The 26,636-nt window shown below is 45.3% G+C and carries 21 protein-coding genes; 12 read left to right on the top strand and 9 right to left on the bottom strand.

What is annotated here, in order from left to right:
* Window positions 1-416: 416 nt before the first annotated feature.
* Both ACNKW2_RS11395 and ACNKW2_RS11390 read right to left on the bottom strand, forming a co-directional pair.
* Window positions 417-869: an NfeD family protein gene (locus ACNKW2_RS11395; RefSeq protein WP_419148672.1), complete on the bottom strand. Its 453-nt coding sequence runs from the start codon at window positions 867-869 to the stop codon at window positions 417-419.
* 5 nt (window positions 870-874) lie between these two features.
* On the bottom strand, window positions 875-1,825 hold the full coding sequence (locus tag ACNKW2_RS11390; RefSeq protein WP_419148671.1) for an SPFH domain-containing protein: 951 nt from the start codon (window positions 1,823-1,825) through the stop codon (window positions 875-877).
* 249 nt (window positions 1,826-2,074) lie between these two features.
* Here ACNKW2_RS11390 and ACNKW2_RS11385 point away from each other — a divergent pair, with 249 nt between their 5' ends.
* Entirely contained in the window at window positions 2,075-2,971 is an 897-nt protein-coding gene (locus tag ACNKW2_RS11385; RefSeq protein ID WP_419148670.1) for a hypothetical protein, read from the top strand.
* Between the two features lie 34 nt (window positions 2,972-3,005).
* On the opposite strand, the gene ACNKW2_RS11380 is transcribed toward ACNKW2_RS11385, so the two are convergent.
* Both ACNKW2_RS11380 and nudB read right to left on the bottom strand, forming a co-directional pair.
* Window positions 3,006-4,124: an alanine racemase gene (locus tag ACNKW2_RS11380; protein ID WP_419148669.1), complete on the bottom strand. Its 1,119-nt coding sequence runs from the start codon at window positions 4,122-4,124 to the stop codon at window positions 3,006-3,008.
* Between the two features lie 30 nt (window positions 4,125-4,154).
* Window positions 4,155-4,613, bottom strand: a complete 459-nt coding sequence (gene nudB, locus ACNKW2_RS11375) for a dihydroneopterin triphosphate diphosphatase (protein WP_419148668.1) — start codon at window positions 4,611-4,613, stop codon at window positions 4,155-4,157.
* Window positions 4,614-5,214: 601 nt separating this feature from the next.
* Between nudB and ACNKW2_RS11370 the strand changes: the two genes are divergently transcribed.
* The gene (locus ACNKW2_RS11370) at window positions 5,215-6,516 is read left to right on the top strand and encodes a methyl-accepting chemotaxis protein (RefSeq protein WP_419148667.1); all 1,302 of its coding nucleotides are present in this window, start codon (window positions 5,215-5,217) and stop codon (window positions 6,514-6,516) included.
* Between the two features lie 76 nt (window positions 6,517-6,592).
* Here the strand turns inward: ACNKW2_RS11370 and ACNKW2_RS11365 are convergent, their stop codons facing one another.
* Window positions 6,593-8,449 carry a choice-of-anchor I family protein gene (locus ACNKW2_RS11365; protein ID WP_419148666.1) on the bottom strand — a complete coding sequence of 619 codons (1,857 nt, stop codon included), beginning with the start codon at window positions 8,447-8,449 and terminating at the stop codon, window positions 6,593-6,595.
* Between the two features lie 168 nt (window positions 8,450-8,617).
* Here ACNKW2_RS11365 and tmpT point away from each other — a divergent pair, with 168 nt between their 5' ends.
* The 4 genes from tmpT (at window position 8,618) to ACNKW2_RS11345 (ending at window position 14,313) form a co-directional block, all read left to right on the top strand.
* Window positions 8,618-9,262 carry a thiopurine S-methyltransferase gene (gene tmpT, locus ACNKW2_RS11360; RefSeq protein WP_419148665.1) on the top strand — a complete coding sequence of 215 codons (645 nt, stop codon included), beginning with the start codon at window positions 8,618-8,620 and terminating at the stop codon, window positions 9,260-9,262.
* 118 nt (window positions 9,263-9,380) lie between these two features.
* Entirely contained in the window at window positions 9,381-10,937 is a 1,557-nt protein-coding gene (locus ACNKW2_RS11355; protein WP_419148664.1) for a CHRD domain-containing protein, read from the top strand.
* Between the two features lie 152 nt (window positions 10,938-11,089).
* Entirely contained in the window at window positions 11,090-12,466 is a 1,377-nt protein-coding gene (locus ACNKW2_RS11350) for a glycerophosphodiester phosphodiesterase family protein (protein ID WP_419148663.1), read from the top strand.
* 101 nt (window positions 12,467-12,567) lie between these two features.
* On the top strand, window positions 12,568-14,313 hold the full coding sequence (locus ACNKW2_RS11345; RefSeq protein WP_419148662.1) for a methyl-accepting chemotaxis protein: 1,746 nt from the start codon (window positions 12,568-12,570) through the stop codon (window positions 14,311-14,313).
* A 28-nt stretch (window positions 14,314-14,341) separates the two neighbouring features.
* On the opposite strand, the gene ACNKW2_RS11340 is transcribed toward ACNKW2_RS11345, so the two are convergent.
* The gene (locus ACNKW2_RS11340; protein ID WP_419148661.1) at window positions 14,342-15,232 is read right to left on the bottom strand and encodes a prenyltransferase; all 891 of its coding nucleotides are present in this window, start codon (window positions 15,230-15,232) and stop codon (window positions 14,342-14,344) included.
* A gap of 967 nt (window positions 15,233-16,199) precedes the next feature.
* Between ACNKW2_RS11340 and mntA the strand changes: the two genes are divergently transcribed.
* Complete coding sequence (gene mntA, locus ACNKW2_RS11335) at window positions 16,200-16,595, top strand: type VII toxin-antitoxin system MntA family adenylyltransferase antitoxin (RefSeq protein WP_419148660.1); 396 nt, start codon at window positions 16,200-16,202, stop codon at window positions 16,593-16,595.
* Window positions 16,588-16,998, top strand: a complete 411-nt coding sequence (gene hepT, locus ACNKW2_RS11330) for a type VII toxin-antitoxin system HepT family RNase toxin (RefSeq protein ID WP_419148659.1) — start codon at window positions 16,588-16,590, stop codon at window positions 16,996-16,998. The genes mntA and hepT overlap by 8 nt, the downstream gene beginning before the upstream one ends.
* A 531-nt stretch (window positions 16,999-17,529) precedes the next feature.
* On the opposite strand, the gene dgt is transcribed toward hepT, so the two are convergent.
* On the bottom strand, window positions 17,530-19,053 hold the full coding sequence (gene dgt, locus ACNKW2_RS11325) for a dGTPase (protein WP_419148658.1): 1,524 nt from the start codon (window positions 19,051-19,053) through the stop codon (window positions 17,530-17,532).
* A gap of 162 nt (window positions 19,054-19,215) precedes the next feature.
* On the opposite strand from dgt, the gene ACNKW2_RS11320 reads away from it, so the two are divergent.
* Window positions 19,216-19,806: a class I SAM-dependent methyltransferase gene (locus ACNKW2_RS11320; RefSeq protein WP_419148657.1), complete on the top strand. Its 591-nt coding sequence runs from the start codon at window positions 19,216-19,218 to the stop codon at window positions 19,804-19,806.
* A 9-nt stretch (window positions 19,807-19,815) separates the two neighbouring features.
* Window positions 19,816-22,755 (top strand): DEAD/DEAH box helicase family protein, encoded by a 2,940-nt coding sequence (locus ACNKW2_RS11315; protein WP_419148656.1) that lies wholly within the window; start codon window positions 19,816-19,818, stop codon window positions 22,753-22,755.
* Window positions 22,756-23,445: 690 nt separating this feature from the next.
* On the opposite strand, the gene ACNKW2_RS11310 is transcribed toward ACNKW2_RS11315, so the two are convergent.
* Together ACNKW2_RS11310 and ACNKW2_RS11305 are read right to left on the bottom strand one after the other, a co-directional pair.
* Window positions 23,446-23,811: a bleomycin resistance protein gene (locus ACNKW2_RS11310; RefSeq protein ID WP_419148655.1), complete on the bottom strand. Its 366-nt coding sequence runs from the start codon at window positions 23,809-23,811 to the stop codon at window positions 23,446-23,448.
* A 91-nt stretch (window positions 23,812-23,902) separates the two neighbouring features.
* The gene (locus ACNKW2_RS11305) at window positions 23,903-24,505 is read right to left on the bottom strand and encodes a class I SAM-dependent methyltransferase (protein ID WP_419148654.1); all 603 of its coding nucleotides are present in this window, start codon (window positions 24,503-24,505) and stop codon (window positions 23,903-23,905) included.
* Window positions 24,506-24,559: 54 nt separating this feature from the next.
* Between ACNKW2_RS11305 and ACNKW2_RS11300 the strand changes: the two genes are divergently transcribed.
* Both ACNKW2_RS11300 and ACNKW2_RS11295 read left to right on the top strand, forming a co-directional pair.
* Window positions 24,560-24,913: a hypothetical protein gene (locus tag ACNKW2_RS11300; RefSeq protein WP_419148653.1), complete on the top strand. Its 354-nt coding sequence runs from the start codon at window positions 24,560-24,562 to the stop codon at window positions 24,911-24,913.
* 137 nt (window positions 24,914-25,050) lie between these two features.
* A complete protein-coding gene (locus tag ACNKW2_RS11295; RefSeq protein ID WP_419148705.1) occupies window positions 25,051-26,307 on the top strand; it encodes a hypothetical protein in 1,257 nt (418 codons plus the stop codon).
* Window positions 26,308-26,636 lie beyond the last annotated feature (329 nt).

Raw genomic sequence — 26,636 nt, 5'->3', positions numbered from 1 at the left:
GAATTGCAATAAATAAAATAGAAAAAAATAATTACAATCCATAAACTCACGGCGAGTTAAGGGATAGCATAGCCTAAAACCGAATTAATACTTTTGTCTAACTGACATCTTGGTTGACCGTTAGAGCTAACTTAAAACGACTGGTATTCACATAAACGACAAGTGCACAAGGGGTTATACCAATTCGCTTAATTAAGTGGTCTATTTGAGGCGAGAGAATTCTGGCGATAACCAGGCGAAAATTTTGCTATTTAGTTGTTCTAAATGAGAAATTTTTAACGCAGTTAGCGTCGAATTTGCTCCCTCAAATTGAGCAAGTATTAATGCGGATTGGTATTAGTTCTTAGCAACTAGTGGGAAGGTATGGCACCTTTTTTAGGAAGTCGTTAACTAATCCCTGCAACAGTGTTATTACCTCATACAGGCTCTACCCAAAAGGCTCCGACTTCTTTTTTTACTACTTTGACCTCTGTTCCTGCGGCAATTGGCTGTTTACTTTTTAGTTGCCAAGCAACACCAGAGTAACTATGAAAGGTGCGGCTATCAGCATTGAGGTCTTTTTCAAGGGTAAACGTCAGTTCGGCAAAGTCACTGTGCACTTCTTTGTTATCGGAGGTTTCTTGCATGCGTTTTAAGGGCTTCCAAAGAAATACGGCCAATAAAGTGGTGACCAGCGCATTAAACCATAGAGCGGTTAGCCATGAGGCCTCGAGCACATCTGCGTACATCAGTCCGCCACTGATCACCAGAGACATTCCTAAGAAAAATAACACAAAGGTGGCAAAGCCTAGAACCACCACCTCGACAATTAAGCAGGCAATACCCAGCACCACTAAGGTTTGGGGTAAGTACTCTAGTAGCAGTTCCATGGTCACTAGCCTTGTTTTTTATTTAGTGAATTAATAATCGACATACCTTGGGCTACGATGGAGCTTGGGTCGGTACCATTTTCTGGTAATAATACTACCGAAGACTCTTTGGCGATGGCTTCTTTGGCTGTGATTGCTTTGGTGGCCAAGTCTAACTGAATGGCTTTTTGACCTTCTTCGGTATTGGCCGCTTCACCGACTTTTCGTAAGGCATCTGCTTGAGCCTCTGCAACCGCTAAAATGGCTTTCGCTTCCCCTTCAGCGCTTAAGATTTGTTCTGCTTTCTCTGCTTCAGCGGCAAGCACTTGCGCTTGCTTTTTACCTTCGGCAACATTAATTGCGGCCTGGCGATCACCTTCAGACTCAAGAATTTGTGCACGTTTTACCCGCTCGGCTTTCATTTGCGCTTCCATGGCTTCCATTACAGAATTAGGAGGCACTATGTCTTTGATCTCATAACGCAGTACCTGGATCCCCCAGGGATCAGAAGCGGCATTAATGGCCGTCACAATGTTGGTGTTAAGCAAGTCACGCTCTTCAAAGGTCTTGTCGAGCTCCATCTTGCCAAGTTCACTACGCATGGTGGTTTGCGCCAACTGTGTTACGGCAAAGATGTAATCGTCGACGCCATAAGTGGCCTTGTACGGGTCCATAACACGAAAATACAATACGCCATCGACTATCAGGGAAATGTTATCTTTGGTGATGGCCGATTGCGATGGCACATCTACCGCCTGCTCTTTAAGGCTGCGATCAGCTGCTACGCGATCGATAAAAGGAACAATAAAGTTTAAACCTGCTTCTTTGGTCGATTGATATTTGCCAAAGCGCTCTATTAGCCATGCGCGGTTTTGCGGCACAAACTTGATACTGCCTTTTAATGTGACAATAACCAAAACCAACAAGAAGGCTTCAATAGTGAGCAAGTATTGAAAAATGAGTGTGACTGGATCCATGTTAAAACTCCTAAAAATACAAGGCATAATTTTTGCCCGTTCCTAATATAGAATAATCAAATCAAAATAGCTATTGCGATAACGCTCTAAGTGGCACCGCCAAACAGTAGACCTCTCCAATTTAATTTAGGCTTCATAAACAGACACCCACCGTTCGACATGGGTAGCAAAACCTTTTACAACGGCGTTATGCTCAACTAAGTTTAAGTAATGCTTGGCTGTTCTTGGTCGGCCCGATTGAGTTTTACTATGAAGTGTATTGTCTTATTTGGCTACTTGTTGTGGCTACTTATTAAAAACTGTGCGGTGGCTACTGAAACCGAAGTGGTGCGTGTTTTTGTTGAAGACGAAAAAGAGCTAAACGCACTGATCAGCAATAGTCAGCCGCATAATATTGCTGCCGCCACCAATCAGTTACTGTTTGCAAAAATTAAAAATGCCAAAGTAGAGTTTGTTGGTGCCAGTCACAAAAAAGCTTTGCACACCATGCGCAGCCAATCTAACGCGGTATGTGCGCTAAACAAGGTAAAAAACAGGCAACGGCTCGCTGAGTTTTCTTTTAGCTTGCCGGTGAACATTTATATAAGTAGGCGACTCTATCACCATAGTGATGCAGCTCCGTTAGCGGCTGAAGTTTTGAACTCAGCTGGAGAAATAATTTCATTAAAAAAATTGTTTGAAGTATACCCAGATAAGCCGCTGCTTCTCTCAGATACTATCTCATATGGAAGTTTCTTCGACCATGAGCTTGCCCAGCTGCCTGCACAGCACAAAACTTACCTAGCAGGTAGAAGCTACTATCAGACGGTTCATCGACTTTTTGAATCGCGACGTGTCGACTTTTTGCTTGGCTTTCCCGTTGAGGTGTTGCAATACGGCAGTAAGGATCAAAGCTTATATCGGCCATATGTAGTGGCTAATTCGCCCAAAGCAAATATCGGTTTCGTGATGTGTAACCAGCATAAAGCAAGTAAGGCACTATTAGCTAAAATAGATCAGGCACTGAAATCCTTATACACTGAAGAGGCGTTTTATAAGGCTCATCTACACTTTTTACCTAAGCAAGATCATGAAGAAATTAACGAGTTAATCCAGCAGGTAACTGAGATTAACTCGTTTAGCTCACGGCTGTCCCAGAGACCTTAATTCCAGCAAAAAGTTTTTTCAGCCAAACGGCCTATTACCAACCGGTAAAGCGTGGCCAATAAGCCACCTCATCATGACTGAAAACATGGTAACCTTGGTGCTGAGCAGCGGTTGCACAGGCGTGGTTTGGCAATATCCGCAGCAGCTCTCCGTGTTGAATATCGGGTAATGGAAAACCAGGCTCGCACTCTATAATGCCATGCTCTTGACTCGCACTAATTACCTTTAAACCTGGAATAAGCGTGCCTTGCGCGTTACATACCAAGCCATAACCACAGTCGTATTGTTGTGACGCCGTGCCACGGTCACGAGAAAGAGCCATCCAACCGGCATCGATAAACACACGCTTATCTTGGCTATGCACCCCAGTTACACGAGTTAACACTGATAGTGCAATGTCTTCAATATCGCAGACACCCACTCCAGCCATCACCAAATCAAAAAACGGATAGACACCCGCTCGAACCTCAGAGATACCATTGAGATTTTGTGTGCAAAGGGCGGTTGGGGTGGAGCCGATACTAGTAACTGTGGTCGCTATACCGGCATCTTTCAGCAGTTTTGCCGCAGACACCACAGCACTGCGTTCGCGCTCTGCAAACTGCGCTACTTGTTCTTTGCTGGTGCAACTATAAGCGCCACCTGCGTGCGTTAGTAACCCTTGGTATAACCCTTTATTCGCAAGTATTGTGGCGATAGTGATTAGGCTTTTATCATTAGCAGTAAGTCCTGCACGTTGACCATCACAGTCTATTTCTATTAAGCAAGGGATTTTACAGTCTTGCTTCTCACAAAAGTGATGAACAAATTGAGCTTGTGCAAGGCTATCGAGCAAAACGGTTACTTTGCTACCTTGATTAATGAGGTCGAGAACTCGAGGTAATTTATCTTCAGTAATACCAACTGCATAAGTGAAATCCTTATATCCAGCTGCGGCAAATACTTCTGCTTCTTTTAAGGTAGAGACGGTACAGCCACCGTAAGGCTGGGTGATGAAGCTGGCGGCATCGATGGATTTGACGGTTTTAAGGTGTGGGCGAAAGGCAACCTCAAAGTGGCTTAAGTGTGACTCCAGCATTGATATGTTATGTAAAAAAGCGACTTTATCTACCAGTAAACAGGGCGTCTCAAGTGTTTGAATCGTGGGGAGCATTGTTGTTCTCCTATCATGATAAATTGATATCTACTTAGCCAAACATAAGCCAGAAGATAACTGCATAATTTCCTTTTTATTACTGTCAGACCATGCGCGTTGATGAGCTTCAGCGGCACTTAGCCATTCAAATTGGAGGTGTTCATCAGCTGCTAGCGTGATGGTGATTGAATTGGGCACCTTAACGCTAAAAACATGTTCGGTGTTTATCAAACTCCCTGGTTGATAACGATGTCGCCATTGGGGACGAATTTCATATTGGTGCGTTCTTTGATGATCCGTGAGCGATAGGTTCTGAGCATGACAATCAATACCTGTTTCTTCCTTGAGCTCTCGATAAGCGGTTTGTAACGGTGTTTCTCCTTCGTCTATTCCTCCTGTTACCGATTGCCAAAAGTTTGGATCATCGGCCCGCTGCAGCAATAGAAATTGTCCTGCGTCATTATAAATAACAACAAGGACTGAAAAAGGTTTTCTTAGTACAGACATTATTCACTTAAGTTTAAGAAACGCAGGTACAAGTGTAACTAGGTCGCTAGTGCTGAGCAAGCCTTATCCAATGTCATCAACAACGAAAAAAAGCAGGCCAACCTGGCCTGCATAAAAACTCCAATAGCAACAAGCCGTGCCAAGGAAATCCCAATAATGCCAACATCCTAGTCAGCAAGCTCTACTTCTCGGGAGTCCAATTGTGACGTTTAAATACCCAATCGGGTGGGGTGTCTCAATGGAATAAAAACAATGCTAATTTAATGTTTATCAGTTGTAAACATTTATTTTTAATATTTGTCTTAATTGCAGTTTTTTTATTCAATAACTAGGCGGTTAAAGTGGGTGTCTTCTTAACCTTTAAAGTGGGTGTGTCTTTTTAACTTTCAAAAGTTAAAACGGGTCTCCTTTTATTTGTCTTATATTTTGAGGCTAAAGTGGGTGTCTTTTATCTCTTCTATCAAACTTATTCAAAATGGCTCGGAATTGACCTAACTACTTGTGAAAAATAACGCTTTAATTCTGGGTTTTATCTATAATTAGTTGCTGATGGCTAGTTAGTATGTAATACTTTTTTCTTAATTTTATGCTGGAATAGCGTGTGAACATATTTAGAAAGCAGCCCCTTGAAACACAGGCGCTAGTGAAAGAGTTAAATGATGCAAAAGCATTTATTAATGCTGTTGAAAATTGTGTGGCGAAGATAGAGTTTACGCCAGATGGTGAAATCATCGCCGTGAATGACTTATTTTTAGCTGCGGTGGGCTATCGTCAAGAGCAAGTGGTCGGTCAACATCATCGTATGTTTTGCCTACCCAGTTATGCCAAGTCGGCAGAGTATCGTGCCTTTTGGCAAGACCTGAAAAAAGGCACTGCGAAGTTTGGTCATTTTGAGCGTATAAAACAGGATGGCGAGGTCATATGGCTTGACGCTACCTATTTCCCAATAGCAGAAAATGGCATTGTTACCAAAGTAGTAAAGATAGCTTCTGATATTACTAAAGAAAAGCAGCAGTTGGCAGCACAACAAGCACTGGCAAAAGCGTTAGATAGGTCCATGGCCACTATTGAGTTTATGCCAGATGGTACCATAGTATCGGCAAACCAAAACTTTCTTAACTTGATGGGTTACAGCGAGCAAGAAATCAAAGGGCAGCATCATAAAATATTCTGCACAGAATCCTTTTATCAGCAACATCCCAACTTTTGGCAAGAACTAGCGCGTGGTGAGCATAAGTCTGGTCGCTTTCAAAGAGTATGTAAAAATGGCAGTGACGCTTGGATAGAAGCCACTTACAACCCCATTTTTGACAGTGAGGGGCGAGTGGAAAAAGTCATCAAGTTTGCAACCGATATTACCTCACGAGTTGAAAATGCCGAGCAAATCAAAGAGGCAACATTGATTGCTCAAGAAACATCAGAAAAGACAGAAGAGACTGCAAAAGCAGCGGTAAAACAACTAGCTGATGCTGTGGATGAAGCAAGCACCACCAGTAAAAAAGTGATCGATGCCTCTAATCTGATAATGCAGCTGAATGAGCAATCAAAAGAGATCTCCGCAATCGTATCTACCATTAGTGCTATCGCTGAGCAAACCAATTTGTTAGCGCTTAATGCTGCAATTGAAGCGGCAAGAGCAGGAGAGCAAGGTCGCGGATTTGCGGTGGTAGCAGATGAGGTTAGAAATCTTGCGGCTAGAACAACAACTTCAACCGATGAGATTAATGAAGTCGTTAAGAACAACGAAGCACTTACCAACCAAGTGAATGACATGATGAAGTTGGTATCGGAAAGTACAGAGCACGGCTTAGAAAATATTCACGCAGTAAGTGATGTGATGACCGAGATCAGAGCCAGCTCTGAACAGCTTTCAGATACGATACGGACCTTACTAGAGCGCTAAATCATCAATTGATTAAGGTGTGGCTTGATAAAAGTGTGGCGCAAATTACTTCGCGCCACATAGGGTTCGATACTGATTATTTTTCTGCGATTTGCCACACGGCAACAGAGCCGGAAATTTCATTTCCGATCACCAATAAGGCTTCGCCGGTTGCACTTTGTGTCGCGGGAATAAAGCGCATGCCTTCTGGGGCTAAGTCTCCGCTGATCTCTTCGCCCTCAATCACACCGCGGTTATAAAAATAGTCTTCAAACTGCACGTCATATGGGTTAGTGATGTCATACACCATGATGCCGCCCATTCGCTCGAGTCCAATAAAGGCAAACGTGCGGTCGCCCACTTCGCCAATTGCTAATGCTTCAGGCTCTGGGCCTTTCGCGTCTGAGCGAGTATCGCCTTCGTTTTCATCTTCGTCGTTATTGAAGCTGGCACCGTGCACTGATGCCGTGATGCGTTCCATGTCATCACCCGAGTCAAATACCACTAAGCCGTTGCTGTCCCAAATGGTGAATGAGCGTGCGCCATAGGTGTATAGCTCTTCATATTGGCCATCATTATTGTCATCCCCCTTTACAGTGGTGACTTTTAAGCGACCAATGTCGTCGTCATCATTGTTCAAATAAGCGAAATTGCTGGCAAGAGTTAAATCTTCAGTGCGTGACTCATCAATATAAGCAAGGCAGCCATCGTCTGCATCATAGTCAAGGCCGCCTTTGGCTGTACAATCAGCTGCATCTGTGGCGTCGAAAAAGTACTCGCGACCGTCCCCTTCGTTTGCCGTCACAATAAAGTTTGCACCTTTCCAGGTGTAACTAGATATAGTGTCGGGCTGATACATGCCGTACAGGCCAGGGTATTGTTTGAGGTTTATTTTACCGTCTTTGTCAGACGCATCCATCACCAAGTTGGACCAATCTTTAAAGCCAAGGCCCATTAAAGAGAGGCTGTTATCACTTAAATCAACTACTGCTAGGCCATTGTTTTCTTGAATAGAAACATAAGCGTAGCGGTTATCTTTAGAAATACTGACGTACTCAGGTTCAAGGTCCATCGCCACTGTGGTATTGATAAGCTTGCCATTGATGGTGCGGCCAGTCGGATTGGCAAACACCATGCCTTTTGCTTCTAGTTCAGCTTGTTGGCCATTAAAAGCGGTAAAATCGATTTGGGTGGCAGTATTGCTAATAACACCATTATTGATATCAATAACACTGATACTGCCTTCGGGGTCAACACTGTAATCCCCTGCAGGCTCGCCCTCGTTAGCCACGACCACCTTGTTGCCATCGTGGCTAAAGGTCACCATGTCTGGCAAAGCGCCAACCGTAACGTTTTTAATAAAGCTAGGCGTTTCGCCAGAGATGTCGTAAAACGCAATCTGGCCATTTTCTCCTGTGGTTTTTGCCGCCATAGCCACTGCTAATAATTGGTTATTTTCATCAATGGCGATGCTGTTGGCGTCTCCGGCCGTGTTGGCGTTGAGCTCAAGGGTGATGGCTGAGTTGAGGTTGGTGGCTGTGATCACCCCTTGATTGTTCTTCACCAAGGCGGTGCTATCAAAGCTTGTTGCTGGGATAATATCCACCACCGCGGCATCGCCAGAGCTATTAATTGCATATATCCACTGTTTTGCAGCCTGATAAGCCACAATTTCTGCAGCGCCTTCAGGGCTTTGTGCGTTCAATACAGCGCGGCCAACTAAGCTTATCTCTAGCCTGCTGTTGGCATCTTTACCATCCACACCGTCCTGACCATCTTGACCGTCGGCACCATCGCTGCCATTTTGGCCATCCAGCCCATTTTGACCATTGCTACCATCGACGCCGGCACTACCTTGTGGTCCTTGCGGTCCAGGAGCGCCATCGTCTCCGTCCAGTGAACAACCCACTAATAAAGAAGACAGCGCTAAGGCAATAACTGAGTGTTTAAACATTGTGTTTTCCTGCATATTATTATCGTTGCTGGTACTTAATCACATTGAGATGACTTTGATATGGCAGCAAGTTGTCAAAATTATTGCGAGAATTTGAAAATACCCACTTGACCTCAAGCTTGCTTTAGGTTTTACAGTGCAGGCCCAGAAACAGTAAAGGAGAAAAAGATGGAAGCAGAGTTTTGGCATCAAATGTGGGAAAAAGGCGACATAGGTTTCCACGAAGGGCAAGTAAATCGAATGCTGGCTAGTTTCGGTGACCAGTTAAATTTAGCAGCAAATAGCAGAGTATTGGTGCCATTATGTGGTAAAAGCCTTGATATAAGCTGGTTCTTATCTCGTGGTCATGAGGTTGTGGGCGTCGAGCTGAACGAGTCGGCTGTGGTGGCATTATTTCAAGAATTAGGACTTAATCCCCACGTCACCACCTGCAAAGAACATAAAAAATACCAATACGGCAACCTGTGTGTTTTTGTGGGCGATCTCTTTACCTTAACCCCCGAGCAAATTCAGCCCATAGACGCGATTTACGATAGGGCGGCGCTGGTGGCATTACCCGGCACCATGAGAGTGGCTTACAGCAAACAGTTAATGCGGTTAAGCAATAACGCAAAGCAACTGCTGATTTGCTTTGAATATGAGCAAAGTGCCATGTCGGGTCCTCCTTTTGCCATTATGCCGGCCATGGTGACGGAGTATTATCACCCTCATTATCAGCTCGATTTATTAGCTCGAGCTCCGGTAGCCGGAGGTCTTAAAGGGTTACAAGAAGCCGATGAAACGATTTGGCTGCTCACCCCAACAACAAATTAATTAAAGCCGAAATAAAATTTATTATTATTTCGGTGAACTTTTGTTCATTACCCCCCGTAGGGTTTGAGAGGATGTCTAAAAAGTCATCCTTTTTAATCGAATCTACAGGATGAGTATAATGAAAAAGTATATAGTAAGTGCTAGCCTGATGCTGTTAGTAGCATGCAGTGATAGCGATGACGACGTAACCGTAACCCCACCAACTCCAACGCCGCCACCGGCCCCTGAGTTTTCAGCGACTAAAACCTTCGAGCTAACCCTAAGCGGCAAGCAAGAAGTACCCATGAACGATTCCATGCAAACGGCCACTGCCAGCGTTGAGCTGGACGAGAACTTAATGCAGTTCCGCGCCACTTTGGATTACGATGGTGTGGAAGGTTTTAGTGCTGCACACATTCACGATGGCGACCTAGGCGAAAATGGCGAAGTGGCGTTCGCTTTTGAAGCGGCCAGTGAGAACCAAGTGAGCATTCCTGAAACTGAGCTTTCTGAAGCACTAATGGCGGATATGTTAGACGGTGATTGGTACATTAATCTACACACCGAGAGCTTCCCAAATGGTGAGCTACGCGCACAAATTGTGCCAGACACCACAAGCATCATTACCTTTAAATTAAACGCCGCGCAGCAAGTGCCGATGAACCAATCCAGTGCCATGGGGGATGGCTATGCCGCCTACGACAGCACTAACGGCGAGTTATATCTTCGTGCGGTCACTTCAGGAGTGGACGATGCCAGCGCAGCGCACATTCACACTGGCCGTATTGGCGCCAACGGTGATGTGCTGGTGGTGTTAGAGCAAGACGACCAAGTCATGTCGGACTGGGTAACACCAGAAGGCACCATGATTGATGAAGAGACATTAAACGTGCTGCTTTCAGGAGGGCATTATGTCAACGTTCATTCTCCAGAATTTCCAGACGGTGAAATACGCGGCCAAATTGTTACCGATAACTATGCCATAGCAACCTTTAAGCTGTCGGGCCAACAAGAAGTGCCTGCAGTGTCTACCATGGGTTCGGGTGATGGCTATGCCTTGGTGAATACAAGCAACTACGGTGTTGAGCTCCGCGTAGTGACCTCGGGTGTGGAAGATGCCACGGCAGCACACATACACACCGGTCGTATTGGCATGAACGGTGATGTACTGGTGGGTTTAGAGCAAAGCAGTGACGACATGAATGTCTGGATGAGTCCAGAGAACTTAACCATTGACGCTGAAACCTTTGCGGTGCTGGCATCCGGTGGCCACTATGTTAATGTCCATACTCCTGCACACACCGGTGGTGAACTGCGTGGGCAGATTTTAACCGACAACTACACCCTGGTGGCGTTTCCTTTAAGTGGCGAACAAGAAGTGCCTGCGGTAACCACTACCGCCATGGGCAGTGGCTATGCATTAGTTAATCGTAACGACTTTGCCCTAGAGTTACAGGTACTCACGTCAGGAGTAGAAGACGCTACCATGGCACATATTCATACCGGCTTTGCCGGGGAAAATGGCCCGGTATTAATAGGACTAGAGCAAAGCCAAAGTGATGTTAACCGCTGGATGGCACCTGCCGATGCGGCTTTAACGGCAGAAATTTTTGCTTTACTTGCCAGTGGCGGTCATTACGTTAACGTTCACACCCCAGCCAACCCAAGCGGTGAGCTGCGCGGGCAAATTCAATAAAACACCTTATTCAGGCCTGCGCAATGTAGGCCTGAATTCACTCCTGAGTTAATATTAATTACCCCTTTGTCACCAAGTTATCATCCACGACCCCTATACTGATGAAAACTCAGCAACCTTAACCATCCAATGCAAGGAGCATGGTTATCAAGATGAATAAAGTAAGTATTGCAACGGCCCTAAGTGCAACCATACTATTGATGGGCTGTGATGATGATAGCGTCGAACTGGTGAGCGTTGAAAAACCACTGGTGATCACTGAAACCAAGACACAAGTAGTTGAAGTGCCTGTAATTGTAGAAGTGCCCGCTGGCAGCGCAAGCGCCATGCAAGTTGGCGCGCGACCGCAGTTCTTAATTGCCGACATGGCAGACAGCGAGCTAAAAAATACCTTAGCCCAATGCAGTAACGGTAAGCTTTATAAAAGCGATTTTTCCATTGGTCACCGCGGCGCGCCATTACAATTTCCTGAACACACCAAAGAGTCGTATGTGGCGGCAGCCCAAATGGGCGCGGGCATTGTGGAGTGCGATGTTGCCTTCACCAAAGACAAAGAGCTGGTGTGTCGTCATTCGCAATGCGACCTTCATACCACCACCAACATATTGGCCACTGACTTAGCAGAAAAATGCAGCACTCCCTTTGTGCCGGCCGACCCTGAAAATGGCATAGCAGCGCAGGCGCAGTGTTGCACCAGCGATATTACCCTGGCCGAGTTTAAAACTTTGCAAGGAAAAATGGATGCCGCAAACCCTAATGCCACGACGGTGGCTGAATACATGCAAGGCACCGCAGATTGGCGCACCGATCTGTACGCCAGCCGTGGTACCTTAATGACCCACAGCGAGAGCATCGAATTATTTAAACAGCTCGGTGTAAAAATGACGCCGGAGCTAAAAACCCCCGCGGTTAGCATGCCATTTGATGGTTTTAGCCAGCAAGACTACGCGCAAAAAATGATAGACGAATATAAAGCCGCGGGCGTCTCGCCGTCGCAGGTATGGCCGCAGTCGTTTAACTTGGCCGATGTGAAGTATTGGATAAACCAAGCGCCAGAGTTTGCAAAGCAAGCGGTTTATCTCGATGACAGATACAGCACCCAATCAGCCAGCACTGAGAACGCCTTAGCAGCGGGGCAAATTGTTCATAACCCCGAGCTCCTAAAGCCCACCATGGCCGAGTTAAAAGCGGCTGGCGTTAATATTATTGCACCCCCTTTATGGATGTTGGTTATTGTTGAAAATAACAAAATAATTCCATCGCCTTATGCCACCGCGGCAAAGGCCGCTGGGCTGGATATTATTACTTGGACATTAGAGCGCTCAGGTCATTTAGTGGATGGCGGTGGCTGGTATTATCAAAGCCTAAACGGCACCCTGGATGGCGACAACGTGATAAGCAAAGAGGGCGATGCCTTTGAGCTATTGCATGTGCTCGCGCAGGATGTTGGGGTGATTGGTGTGTTCTCCGATTGGCCGGCCACCACCACTTACTACGCCAGCTGTATGGGGCTGCCCGCAAGTATTTAAGCCTTTCCCTATGACCATTTGGCTGCGGCGAGATATTTGGTAGCTCAATGGTCATTTGTGCACTAACCTTTATTGTGAAATGCTGAAAAAAGGCGTTAACAATGAAGCTAAACTCCATCCGTGCTCTAATGACCGCCGTGTTTGGTGGCATTATCGTGTTTGTGGTGATTGTCACCATACTCGTTATTAATATGTATAACGCACTGCTGCAAGTAGAGAAAATGGCCGATAATCGCTATCAAGCCTATCAACTTGCTGATGAGCTAAGACAAAGCTCAGACGACCTTACCCGTTTAGGCAGAACCTACGCGGTGACTGGCAAAGACAAATACGAAAAAATGTACATGGATGTATTAGCCATTCGCAATGGTGAAAAGCCACGGCCAGAGGGCTATCACAAAGTGTACTGGGATCTGGTATTGGAATATGGTGACCAACCGAAACCCAATGGCCGTAAGGTTGAGCTGCTCGAGGCCATGAAAGCCGCAGGTTTTAGCCAAAAAGAGTTACAGCTATTAGCCAAAGCGCAAGCCAACTCAGATGGCCTTGTGGCACTAGAAGTAGAAGCCATGAACGCGGTAAAAGGCAAATTTAAAGACAGCGCCGGCAACTACACAGTGCAAGGACAACCCGACCTCAACAAAGCCATCGAGCTGACACACAGTGAGGCTTACCACCGTTATAAAGCCAATATTATGAAGCCTGTGGATGCTTTTTTCTCTGAGCTTGAAAAGCGTACTCAGCAAAACGTGTTAAATGCTCACAAAGCAGTAGAAAGCAACTTAACTTGGGTGGTGATCATGCTGGTGGCCACTGTTTGTTTTAGTTTATTTGGGGTGTATTTGGTGCGCCGCCGCATTGTTAAGCCCATTGAAGTACTAGGGCACACATTTGAAGAAATTGGCAACAGCAACGATTTACGAAAAACCGTGGATGAAAGCGGTGCCATTGAAATTAAAAGCGTAGCCAGCATAGTGAACCGCATGCTGGGAAGCTTTAAAAACACCGTTACCAACATTGGTGCCGCAGGTGGGCAGATGTCGCAATCATCTCAAGAAGTGGCGCACTTTATTCGCAGTAATAAAGAGATCAGCGAAGAGCAAAATACCCGCTTAGATACCATTGCCACCGCCGCGGAGCAGATGACCGTTACCCTCAACGAAGTGACTGAAAACACCGTGAGCACGGCGGACTATGCCAATCAGGTAGAGCAAGAAGCACAGCGTGGCATGGAGGTTATGGCGCAAACCAGCGAGCAGTTTAATGACTTGTCGGAGCGCTTTGATAACACCGCCACTATTATTTCTGAACTCACCGAGCAAAGCGATCAAGTCTCTAATGTGGTGAGTGTGATTCAAGCCATTGCCGAGCAAACCAACTTGTTGGCGTTAAACGCAGCGATTGAGGCGGCCAGGGCAGGCGAGCAAGGCCGTGGCTTTGCGGTGGTTGCCGATGAAGTAAGAACATTAGCACAGCGAACCCAGCAATCGACCGAAGAAATCCGCGACATTATCCAGTTGCTGCAAACCAAGGCTGGTAATGCCAATACTGCTATTCAACAGAGCCAGCAACAGGTTGAAGCCACCAAAGAGCAAGTAATGGTATCGGCAGAGGTGTTAGACAGCATTTTTGAAGCGGTGAGCAAAATTAAAGATCTCACCCAAGGCATTGCCACCGCCTCACAGCAGCAACTCTCGGTGACCGAGGACATTAATGCCAACATTACCGGGCTCAGTGATATTTCAAAAGAGGTGGTAAAACGCATGAACGAGTTTATGGCCATTGTTGAGCAACTGGAGCAGACCAGCGAGCGACTAAACGAAAACGCCAGAGAGTTTACCGTTTAACCTGCCCGCAAGACGAAATGGTTTGGTATTAAAGCAGTAAGCTGATGGCTAACAACAGCGGCGCGACATTGGCAACAACGGCATTAATTGCCATGCTCGGTGGATGCTCGGCAATATTCGCGCCCAGGTAGCGGAGCTTAGGTATGGCCGCAAAGCTTAGCAACAATACCGGAAACACCATCAACGCGGTGAAAGGCAATACCTTAACCACCACAGCCCCAAGCAACGCATTAATGGCCAAAACTGCACTGACAACAAAGGTGATCACCGCAGTATTGACGCCATAAGCGATTGCAAGATGATTACGACCAACTTGCTTATCGGCGTGAATATCGGGAAATTGGTTCACCAACAGTAAGTTGTTGATAGTGAAAAAAGGGATCAGGGCAATCAGAAACACCGCGCCGTTAAGCTCACCTCCTTGCACTAAATAACTTCCTATCACCATGAGTAAGCCAAAACCAAGGCCTGGTGAAATATAACAGATCCAGGGCCTGCGATTTAGGTACTGGGTGTAGCTGATCACAACCGCTAAGCCGAGCAAACCAATGGCCGCCATAACAACACCGTATTGGCTGACAAAATAGAGGCCAATGGCTATCACACCAACCAACGAGCCTTGAAATAAACGCAGCACCGCCTGCGACAGCTGCCCTTGCTCTTTTAACAGCCCACTGCCGCCACTAAAAGGCGTGCGCTGAGTCACTAAGTCTAAGCCGCTATGAAAATCTTGGTATTCATTCAACGTATTCACCGCCACTGCCGACAGCGTAGCCCCCACCATAGCCAACACAAAATGCAGCAGGTTAAAACTTAAGCCATGATGATAAGCCACCGCCGTACCCAAACAAACGCAAAGTGGCGCCAAAACCAAAAAAGGCGGACGTGTACTTGGCAATGCCGCAACAATAGAAGCCATACAATCCCTTATTTTTTACCCAAAAATATAGCAAACCTCACCAGCATTGCATTGATTTAGCACAGACATTTAGCGTTAAACCAACAACCCCTTGCAATTAACACACACAAATCAAAAACCAAAACATAAGACACAAAACAAAAGGGTAGGAGCCGCTTTATGCGGCGATCTTTTATAGAGCAAAGCGTTATCAAGACACCCACTTGAGGTGGGTGGCTTTAGAATTAATTGTAAGAACACCCATTAAAAGCTAAGCACCAAACTGCAACGTAGGCGCCGCTTTACGCGGCGCTCTCTATAGCCAGCGATGTCTTTATCAAGACACCCACTTGAGGTGGGCGGCTTTAGAATTAATTGTAAGGACACCCACTAAAAGCTAAGCACCAAACTGCAACGTAGGCGCCGCTTTACGCGGCGCTCTCTATAGCCAGCGATGTCTTTATCAAGACACCCACTTCAAACCAAAAAAACACCGTCACCCTGAACTTGATTCAGGGTCCACAAGCGAAAGCGATAAGATAGCTCTCATAGCAAGACCAAAATAACGAAAACTACAGGTGATGGTAGGAGCCGCTTTACGCGGCGATCTCTTATAGCCAGCGATGTTTTATCAAGACACCCACTTTAAACTAAAAACCACCGTCACCCTGAACTTGATTCAGGGTCCACAAGCGAAAGCGAAAGAGTGACTCCGCAGCAAACCCAAAATAATGAAGGCAACAGTTGTTGGTAGGCGCCGCTTTACGCGGCGCTCTCTTACAGCTAGTGATGTTTCTAACAAGACACTGTTTCTAACAAGACACCCACTTTAAACCAAATATTAAAAGCCCCAATGCTGCATCGCTTCATAAATCGCTTTCAAAAACTAAAAGCCACAAAATCACTATCCGACCGAACTCCTAACAAGGCTTATCTTTTTAACAAAAAGCGGTATACTTACCAAAGTAAACGAGCAAAAGTGAAGGCTATGATAGAAAAAGAAAAAATCATTGTTCAGTGCTTACACGAAAAGATCCCCACACTGACTTTGGTGTATTTATTTGGCTCTCGCGCTGATGGCTCTAACACCATTAAAAGCGATTACGACGTGGCAATATTAACCAGCCAACCCCTTGATAACTATCAAAGGTTCACAATTGCTCAAGAGCTCGCCATTAAACTAGACTGCGATGTTGATTTGGTCGATTTACGCCAGGCAAGTACGGTGCTAAAAATGCAGGTTGCAAGTACAGGAAGGCTACTATTTGGCGAGAAAATCGAAGACGATACATTCAGTGCCGCAGCTTATTCAATGTATGCGCATTTGCAAGAGCAGCGTCGCGATGTGGTTAATGCATACATTCAAGGTGTAAAAGATGAATGATGTGATCCTCAATAAAATAGCCAACATTAAACGCTGTTTAACACGCATAAACGAAGAGTTTAGCGATGAGGCTGAGTTTAAAACCAACTTTACCAAGCAAGACTCTGTTATTCTAAACCTGCAGCGCGCCTGTGAGGCGGCAATCGATATTGCAAATGTATTAATCAAGCAGCATCAGCTTGGCATTCCACAATCTTCAAGGCACTGCTTCGAACTCATAGAGGCAGGTAACTTTATCGATGCTACAGTGGCCCAAAATTTACAAAAAATGGTCGGCCTAAGAAACATTGCCGTCCATAATTATCAGGCACTCAACATCGACATTGTTATTGCTGTGGTTAAACATCACTTGAGTGATTTTGAGCTTTATATAAAGCAAATTCTCAATTCACAAAGCAATTAATAATAAAGCAGGGTAGGAGACGCTTAACACGGCGATCTTTATAGCCTGCAAGACCATTCCGTATTAACAACCATCACCTTAAATAAACCAACTAAAACCAGAAAAAACACCGTCACCCTGAACTTGATTCAGGGTCCACAAGCGTAAGCGAAAGAGTGACTCCGCAGCAAACCCACAATAATGAAAGCCACAGAAGAGGGTAGGAGCCGCTTTACGCGGCGAGTTCTTATAGCCAGCGATGTTATATCAATGTTTTATCAAGACACCCACTTTAAACCAAAAACCACCACCGTCACCCTGAACTTGATTCAGGGTTCATAAGCGTAAGCGAAAAGAGTGACTCCAGAGCACCCCAAAATAACGAGGGCAACAGAAGAGGGTAGGAGCCGCTTTACGCGGCGCTTTTTTACAGAGCAAAGCGTTATCAAGACACCCACTGTAGGTGGCAGCTTGAGAATTAACTCTCTAAACACCCATATAAGCTAAGTACCCAAGCCCAACGTAGGCGCCGCTTTACGCGGCGATATAAATCTAATCAATCGCAGTCAACACCCGATAGGTATCGTAAGCAAATTGGTCAGTCATTCCGCTAATAAAGTCTTGCAATAAGCGACAGCGATAATAAAACTCATAAACAGCCTGCTCACGCTGTGACTCGCTCAACTCGGCAACCGCAGCCCGATACACGGCAACATACTTTTTCGAAATCCGATTTAATAACCGCGACTCCACAGCAAAACCATTATCACCAGCAAGCGCAGCTTGAAAGGCAGACTCATCCAAATCCAACACCCGTTGGTACTCATTTAAAATACCACTGGTGATCTTGTACCCTTGTAGCTCTAGCTGCTCAACTTCCTTATCAGAAAACACCCGTTTGGCCGCCACCACCTTTAACGCTTTAGCAATGGCGTGCAGGTGACTGTTGTCTTCTAGCAACGCTGCATTAAAGCTGCCATCGTACACGGCCTCAAGATTATTTATAAAACGGTCTTTGGCATGCTCAACCAAAGGATGCAACAACCCCACCCGCAACCAAATAAAGAACTCGTTTTCAAAGTTATCTGGGTGCTTACTGGCCTTATCGTTAGCGTAATGGAGTTTTTTACTCATCAGCTCCAAGTGCTTGTCTTCACTGATCCCAAAACGGCTGGCAATGGCCTGATATTCCTCAATTAACAGGGCGGTGAGCTCATCGACTCCTAAAATACCTTTCTCTACCGCATCTTCCATGTCGGCCAGGCAATAGGCAATATCATCGGCCGCTTCCATAATGTAGGCAACAGGGTGGCGATGACCCAACGGCATTTGCAGCTTGTCGCACAGCTCCGTAATAAACTCGCTCTCACTGTAGTAATATCCTACTTTCTTTTGCAGCGTACTAAAGGCATCGGCCACCGTAGACTTTGGTGTTGTCGCCGCGCGGGTATATTTTAAAATAGTGGCGGTTTGCGCATAAGTGAGATTAAGCTCAGACAAGGTATGAATAACCCGAATGGCTTGCGCATTGCCCTCAAAACTACAAATATCCAGCAGCAACTCCATTTCTGGGGTTAATACTGCTAAATCAGACTCTTGCGGTGTGTGTTGACCAAAACCAAGCGCTGTTTTAGTGCTTTTTGCAAAACGAGGGTCAGCACTTAGGTAGCGCTTAAACCAATCATTTATCGCCGCTTCGCCAAAATGGCCAAAGGCCGGATTGCCAATGTCGTGCAGCAAACACGCCATTTCCGACAGCGTCACCAAACATTCGCCTAAATTGACCAAACAGCCATTCTTATCTTGATACTGCAGCATCTCCGCGCGGCCTTGCTTTTGCAGCTCAGCGACAATTTTCTTGGCAATAAAGCGACCATTTTGCTGCACCTCAAGGGAGTGGGTTAATCGCGAGCGCACCGCCGCATTGCGCTCCAGCGGAAACACCTGGGTTTTTTGCTGCAACCGCCGAAGCGCCGCACTGTTAATGATACGACCCCGATCACTCTCCAAACTACTGGCCTCATTACCACCTGTGTTATAAGGCCGCTCATTGGTGATTTTATGTTTGAAATGCATGGCGCTTCCTCGCTTCGTCAATGCCTAGCATCCAATGTATGTGATTGTTTCATTGATGTAAACCAAGGTAACTGAGCATGTTTACTATGAAATCATGTCATTTTCAGGTTTAATATTAACTTAGAAAGGAATTAAAATTTGCCGAAAAAACAAAGGTAAAGCATGCCAAACGCAACTGTTGAGTTCTATCGTAAGAACAGTCAATCTTTTACTGAGTCGACTTTAAATGTTGACATGAGCCCCTTATATCAGCGCTTTCTCCCGAATATTCCGGCTGGCGGTCATATTTTAGATGCTGGCTGCGGCTCAGGGCGGGACGCGCTGCATTTTAAAAAAGAGGGCTTTACGGTAAGCGCTTTTGATGCTTGCCCTGAGTTGGCTGCTTTTGCCAGTGACTTACTAGGCGAAAAAGTAGAGGTTAAAACCTTTGCAGAGTTGTCTGAAAATCAGCAATACGATGGGATCTGGTGCTGTGCCAGTTTGTTGCATGTTAAGCAAGGGGAGCTACCCAGCGCCTTACAAAACTTAGCAACAGCATTAAAATCCGGCGGTAGCCTTTATGTCAGCTTTAAATACGGTGATGCCGAGCGTAATGCACAAGGCAGGCATTTTACGGATCTAAACGAAGATGGTTTAGCCGAACTTGTGGCTAAGCAGCAATGGCTTGAGGTCTTCGATGTTTGGCAAACTTGCGATCAACGGCCCGGCAGAGAACATGAGCTGTGGTTAAATGCGCTGCTAAAGAGGCGTTAAGAGTAACCAATGGCGACAAAACAAAAAGAAACGCAATTACAGTTAGAAGCTAAACAGCTAACGTGTGGCGGCGAAGATCCGTTATTGCCTCATTTACTGCATGCAATTAACCATGCTGACGAGATTGAAGTAACAGTTTCATTTATTCAGCCGAGTGGTTTGGCATTGTTGTTTGACTCTTTTTCTGAGGCGCTGGCAAATGGTGCACAATTAAAGCTACTGACTTCTGATTATTTAGATATTAGTCACCCAAGTGCGCTGCGAGAGCTAATGGCATTGGTCGATCGGGGCGCTGATATTCGCATTTATCAAACTCAGTCAAATCAAAGCTTTCATATGAAGTCATATATCTTCGTAAAGAATAGCAAGCAAGGTGAGCTGGTATCGGGGTGTGCATTTGTCGGTTCTAGCAATATCAGTAAAAGTGCCTTAACCAGTGGCTTTGAGTGGAACTTCAGGCACGATTATGGCGCCCCAAAAACGAGCTCAGCAGCAAAAGAGTTCAACAACATTCGAATAGCGTTTGATGAGGTGTTTAAGCACCCCAATGTAGTCACACTTACTCACGAATGGATCACCCAATACATAAAAAGACGCAAGCAACAAAAGTTTATTGCAATGGCACCAGAGCTTACGGATGAGCAAACTGAAACTCCGTCACCTCGGCCAGAGCAAATACAGGCATTAGAAGCTCTGAACAAAACACGAGAAGCAGGCTTTAAGCGTGGTTTAGTAGTGTTGGCTACTGGCATGGGTAAAACCTGGTTAAGTGCGTTTGATATCAAGCAATTTAGAGCCAAGCGCGTACTGTTTGTCGCGCACCGCGAAGAAATACTATTGCAAGCGCAGCGCACGTTTGCCACGTTACTCAACCATTCAACAGGGTTTTTTAACGGTAATCAAAAAGAATACGATGCCGAGTGTTTATTTGCGTCCATTCAAACGATTGGACGGCCTGAGCACATCCAGCAATTTAGCATAGATGCTTTTGATTATATTATTGTGGATGAGTTTCATCATGCCAGTGCACCTGGCTATCGGCTGTTACTAGATTACTTCGAACCCGAGTTTCTACTGGGGTTGACAGCAACGCCAGAACGAACCGATCAGGCTGATATTTTAGGGCTTTGTGATCATAACTTAGTTTTTGAGCGCAACTTAACTCAAGGCATTGATAGTAACACTTTAGTGCCGTTTCATTATTACGGGATTTGGGACGAAAACGTAAACTATAAAGAGATCCCGTGGCGCAATGGTCGTTTTGATCCACATGCACTTGAATACACCTTTGCCACTAATAAGCGCGCCACACATGCACTAACGCAGTGGCGCAAACACAAGCAATCTCGCACATTGGCATTTTGTGTGTCGACAAAACATGCCGACTACATGGCCAAGGCTTTTGAAAAAGCTGGGGTTAAAGCTTTGGCTGTGCACAGCCAGTCAAAAGTAAGAAGAAACGAAGCACTAAGAATGCTCGACAATCAGAGTGTTGAAGTATTATTTACCGTCGACTTATTTAATGAGGGGACGGATTTACCCAGCATCGACACTATCTTAATGCTGCGCCCCAGCGAGTCTAAAATTCTCTTTTTGCAACAATTGGGTCGTGGCCTGCGACGCCATGAAGGCAAAGAACATTTAGTGGTATTGGATTTTATCGGTAATCACCATAGCTTTTTAAACAAGCCTTTTGCTCTATTGCAAGAAAACTCGGCAACCGGTGTTGTAAGAAAGTTACGCAAGCCAAACTTACCAGATGGCTGCTACTTAAACATCGATTTGGCGGTCACTGATTTTTGGCAAAAACTCGCAAAAGCCCAGCGCACTACAGCACTTGAAGATTTAACTGAGCTGGCTGAGCAGTTAGGGCACTTGCCTACACCAAATGAGTTCTACCGTCATTTCGGTGATTTAACTAAGGTGAATAAACAGCATAATGGCTGGTTTGATTTAGTAGCGCATACTTCAGGCTTAGATGACGACAAACAAAAAGCTGCAAAACAGCTCAGGCCATTTTATGACTTCTTAAATAAGGGTGTGCAAACGACTTCGATGACCAAGTGCTTCAAGGCAATTCTATTACAAGCGTTTGTGCAATTGGATGGTTTTATAAAGCCGCCGAAAACTACTGACTTAGCAGTGCTCAGTGCAAAAATACTATCGCGCTACCCAAATTTAAAACAGCACGACCTTGGGCAAAAAGAACAGTCACTGCAGCCAGATTCAAAAGCTTGGATTGCCTACTGGTCTCGAAATCCAATTCACCACTTTAGTAGTAAAAACAAAGATGGCAGCCAGTGGTTTTTACTTGAAGGGGACAACTTCAAAGCGAATTTTGATGTGCCAACTGGGCAAGTTGAAAGCTTAAATTCTGCGGTATTGGAATTAGTGGATTATGCATTGGCAAAGTACAGCCAGCGGCCATCGGTGCAAGCGCAAATGCATAATATTACACAAGAAGAACAAACTAATGGCACTGTTACTCCTCTTTACAGCGAAGAAAACGAAGAAACTCAGAAGCTCCCATACTTTCCAAACCTAAAAGTTGCCTGTGGTCATTTTAAAACCGGTGATAGTAGCGATATGACGTACGTTCCTGCTCCATTTGGCTGCGGTAAAGTTGACCCGGAAAAGCATTTCTTAGCTCATGCGAGTGGCAATTCCATGAACGGTGGGAAGCACCCAATTCTTGATGGGGATTTGCTTTTGCTAGAGCGGATCACTGCTAATAATGCCGGCTCAATTACTGATACGACTATTGCTATTGAGCAATTTGATACAGCTGGCGACGAACAGTTTCTATTACGAGATGTAAAAAAGCAGGTTAATGAGCAAGGTGAAGTCACTTACTTGCTTGTGGCAAGGAATCCTGATTATGCAGTAATGGAAGCCAGTGATGAGTTTGTGACGTTTGCACGATTGAAAAATATTGTGGGTCAACCGTAAGTGGATTTAGCGTCTAGTGAGCTCTTTTTCACTATTGGTTTGGCAGGCTAAGGATATGACTTTGCAGTACTCAATTGTGCTTAACCCAAACAGCTCGCCGCGTAAAGCGGCTCCTACCATTGTTTATCGCCTTGTCGCTCTGGACTTGAGCCGGCGTCTACTTGCATAACGGCTCGTGCACTGTTGAATGGACGACATGGACCTTGAATCCAGTTCAGGGTAACGGCTTTTATAAAGGGTGACGGCTTTTATAATAAGAAGGCATCTTATTTTAAAAGAAGGTAGTTGATTGCTGTAAGTTGGCTGTGGTTTAGAGGCGCTCAACTTGGTGTTATTGGTTTAAACAGCTCGCCGCGTAAAGCGGCTCCTACCATTGTTTATCGCCTTGTCGCTTGGACTTGAGCCGGCGTCTACTTTCATAACGGCTCGTGCACTGTTGAATGGATGGCATGGACCCTGAATCCAGTTCAGGGTGACGGCTTTTATAAAGGGTGAGGGCTTTTATAATAAGAAGGTGTTTTATTTCAAAAGAAGCTGGTTGGTTGCTGTAAGGTGGGTGTGGTTTATAGGCGCTCAATTTGGTGTTGCAGGTTGAAACAACTCGCCGCGTAAAGCGGCTCCTACTTTTTTATCTTTTACTTAGCTTAAAAAGCTTAATAGCTTCTGGCCAACTTTTTAATGGTTATGCTGCTACCTCGCAGGCTGGCCAAAGCGAATGGCGTTGCCATAGGGGTCGTCGATTTGCATTTCTTTCATCCCCCAAGGTTGTGTGGTCAGCTCGTATCTAAATGGTGCGTTTAAGGCTTGTAGCTGCGTGTATAAGGCTTCGATGTTGTTAACTCGGATATAGCAGCTACTGCAACTGCCAAGTGTTTTGGCTTGGTCTTCGCTTTGGGTTTGCCAAAAGTGAATTTCAGCGTCGTCTCTTACCACAATCAAATGGCCATGTTCTGGCAAAATTAATTCAATGTTAAAGCCAAGTCGTTTAGCCATAAATTCAGCGGTCACTTCAAGGTTGCCAGAAGGGAGTTGCGGAATAGCTTTGCCTAAATGCATCTGCGTTGTTCCTTTTTAAGGTTTTTATTACTTTGCATTAAACGCAGTGGCATTACCAGAGTAATTTGCTTGGGCGTGGTAATTGCTCTAGCTAATTAGTTAACCGATAGCGATACACCGGTGAGCGATAAAAGTCTGCAACTGTGAGTGTTTCTTCGGGTGGTGTGCTGGGTAGGGCAAAGTTATGGCTGATTAAGTAACCAGCGAAGTTGCCTTGGTGGCTCAGTTTTTGTGCAATTTCAGCCATGCCTTGGGTGTGTAAATAGCAAACAAGCAGATCGGCGCTGGCAAATTCAACCTCAAGAAAGTTTTGTTTTTTTAAGGTGAGGTTGTTAAGACCTGCGAGGTGTTTATAACACAGCGATACCAGCCAAGGTAGTAATGAAGCTTCGTACCCTACTATTTGGCGCTGCGGATATTGTTTGGCGAGTCGCACGGCCAAGCCTCCCCAGCCACTGCCTAAGTCGTAAATAGGACCTGTTCCGGTATTTTCTGTGAGTTTTACGATGGCATTGCGTGCTTTGTTTGAGCTAGGCATAGGGGAGATCCCCACGCGGATCGTGCTCCACACAATAGAGCTGGCAATCAGCAAGGCGATGACGACAAAGGTGATTTCAATTGCAAAAGGGATAGCTGCACCATGAATTTGTAAAGCAATACTTGTAAAGTTAACTAAAAATGGGTTTATATACAAAGGGGCGCAGAAAAGTAGTCGTGCTTTGTTTGGCTTTTTTTAGATGAGGTTACTATGCAGCAGGTTCTTGGTTTTGCGCTTTCGGCTGTTATTGTGGTGGTTGCCTTTGTGGTGTCGGCAACGGCGGCGGGGATGTTGGCAGACTACATTGGCTGGTGGAAAAAGCCAGTGATTGGCTCGGTGGCTGCGGCCTGTGTGGTGTTTGCGGGCTATGTCAGTGCCCCTAATTACAAGTTATTTAGCGCCGCGGTGTGGTTGCTAATTGGCGCGGTGGCGGCGGGCATTATGTCGAGCGTGTTTATGTATGCTGAAGACGAAGGCAGCTCGGTGCCTTTGTACATTACTTATGCCAGCGGGGTCTTTAGTTTAGGGATGTGTGCGGCTTGGCATAAATGGCGTGTGCAGTAATCGCCTAGTTGCTCTAACTTGCCCTGTTTTCTCTTGCTATATTTATAAATATTTAACACAGCTGGAGTAATGAGTTACCCTCGAGGTATACCTTGTCAATTTGTATCTTGTAACCACTTTGAAGTAAAAGGAGTTTTATGGTCCCGGCTGCAATGAAAAAGGCGCTTGTTGCTTTTTCTGAAACCACCGAAAAACAGCCAAATCAATATGTTATCGAAGGTTTTTTGGTAGGCTTGGCTGCCACTCAAAACGTACTGCGGGCAGATTATCTCCTGCAAACCTTGTTTGGTAATTATCAATCCATTCATAAAATTCAACTAGAAACACTTCTTTTTATGTGTGAAGAGGCTTATACCCTAGTCACAGAAGAAGAGTATCAGCTACCCAAAGCGTGTGTTTTACCGAAAAAAGAAATAGAGCCAGTGCTCTCGAAAGAGCAACCCTTACCGAGCTTTTGCCAGGGGGTCGTGGCGGCATTTGATATAGCCGATACCACTGATCTTCCTACCTTAACCATGCATAATGTGAACAACGTCAGAGATCTATTCCATAGCTTTACTAGCTTGGTTGCTGCGCGCGAAAGCTACCAAGGCATGGAGCCAGTTTATAGTTTTGAACAGCATATGCAGCAATTAAAGCGTTCTTTGAAAGTGGAGCTATTTGCTTTGAAAGACGCGTTAAGCTGGGGAGAAGAGGACGACGAAGCGCTGCTAGATGCCGATTTACTTGTTAACGATTACGTTGACGGTCTCAGTGAGTTTGAACAAGCGCAAAGAGAAGAGTTGGTTGATGAACTGCTGATGCTTGAAGGGTTAGGGGTAATCCCAAGGTTAGATGCGTTTATTGCCGAGGAAGAACAAAATATTGTCACCCCAGCTTTTAAAAGTGAGAACGAGGGAGTATTTTGGTTGATGCACGAAACCCGGCCATACATGTTGGTACGGCATCATAAAGCCATGATTTATTTCAACGCCGATAAAATAGAAATGGCCAGCAAGGAACTTGAAGAATTATTGCGATTAAATCCCAGCGATAACCAGGGTTGCCGTTATATGTATGCGAACTGTTTGGTTATTTTGCAGCAGTGGCAAAAACTAGAAGCGTTATTAGAAGAGTTTGATGAGCCGAGTTTGTCTATGCTTGGTGCAAAAGCCTTGATGTTTTATGCCCAGCAAAGATCCAGTGAAGAGTTAAAAGCGCTCAAAAGTGAATTAAAGCAAAGTAACAAGCATTTTATTAGAGTACTGACAGGCCAAGAAAAATACAAAGAAGGGCCCGTGTACATGTATTCTCGAGGCTCTAAAGAAGAAGTGATTATGTATATTACTAACGGCGGAAAAAAAGCCTGGCTCAGTGTTGAGGGCAGTTTGTTCTGGTTGCGTAAAAAGGGGTAGTTACCAGCCAGCCTCGATAAGAAATAACACCATCGTGATGTAAAATCGTGCCTACAGAAGATACGAAATCGTACCGTATTAAAAACATCGCGATATAAAGTCGTTGCTACGAAAATGGCGTGTTTTTTTGGAGTCACAGATTCAAATAACACAAATTCTGTAGGCGCGGATTTATTCCGCGACCCAAAAGATAAAGCCGTGTCGTCGTAAAATAAGCGCGATATAAAATCGCGCCTACAAAAGGGGGATGTTTTGAAGCTCCCAGTTGAATAACACTACCAATCCTGTAGGCGCGGATTGATTCCGCGACCCAAAGGCAAAGCCGTGTC

Source organism: Pseudoalteromonas 'SMAR', from assembly GCF_048515945.1.
In the GTDB taxonomy this organism is placed as follows: Bacteria; Pseudomonadota; Gammaproteobacteria; order Enterobacterales; family Alteromonadaceae; genus Pseudoalteromonas.
Note: the sequence above shows the minus strand (reverse complement) of the source record. Positions and strands in the feature narration are given on the sequence as shown.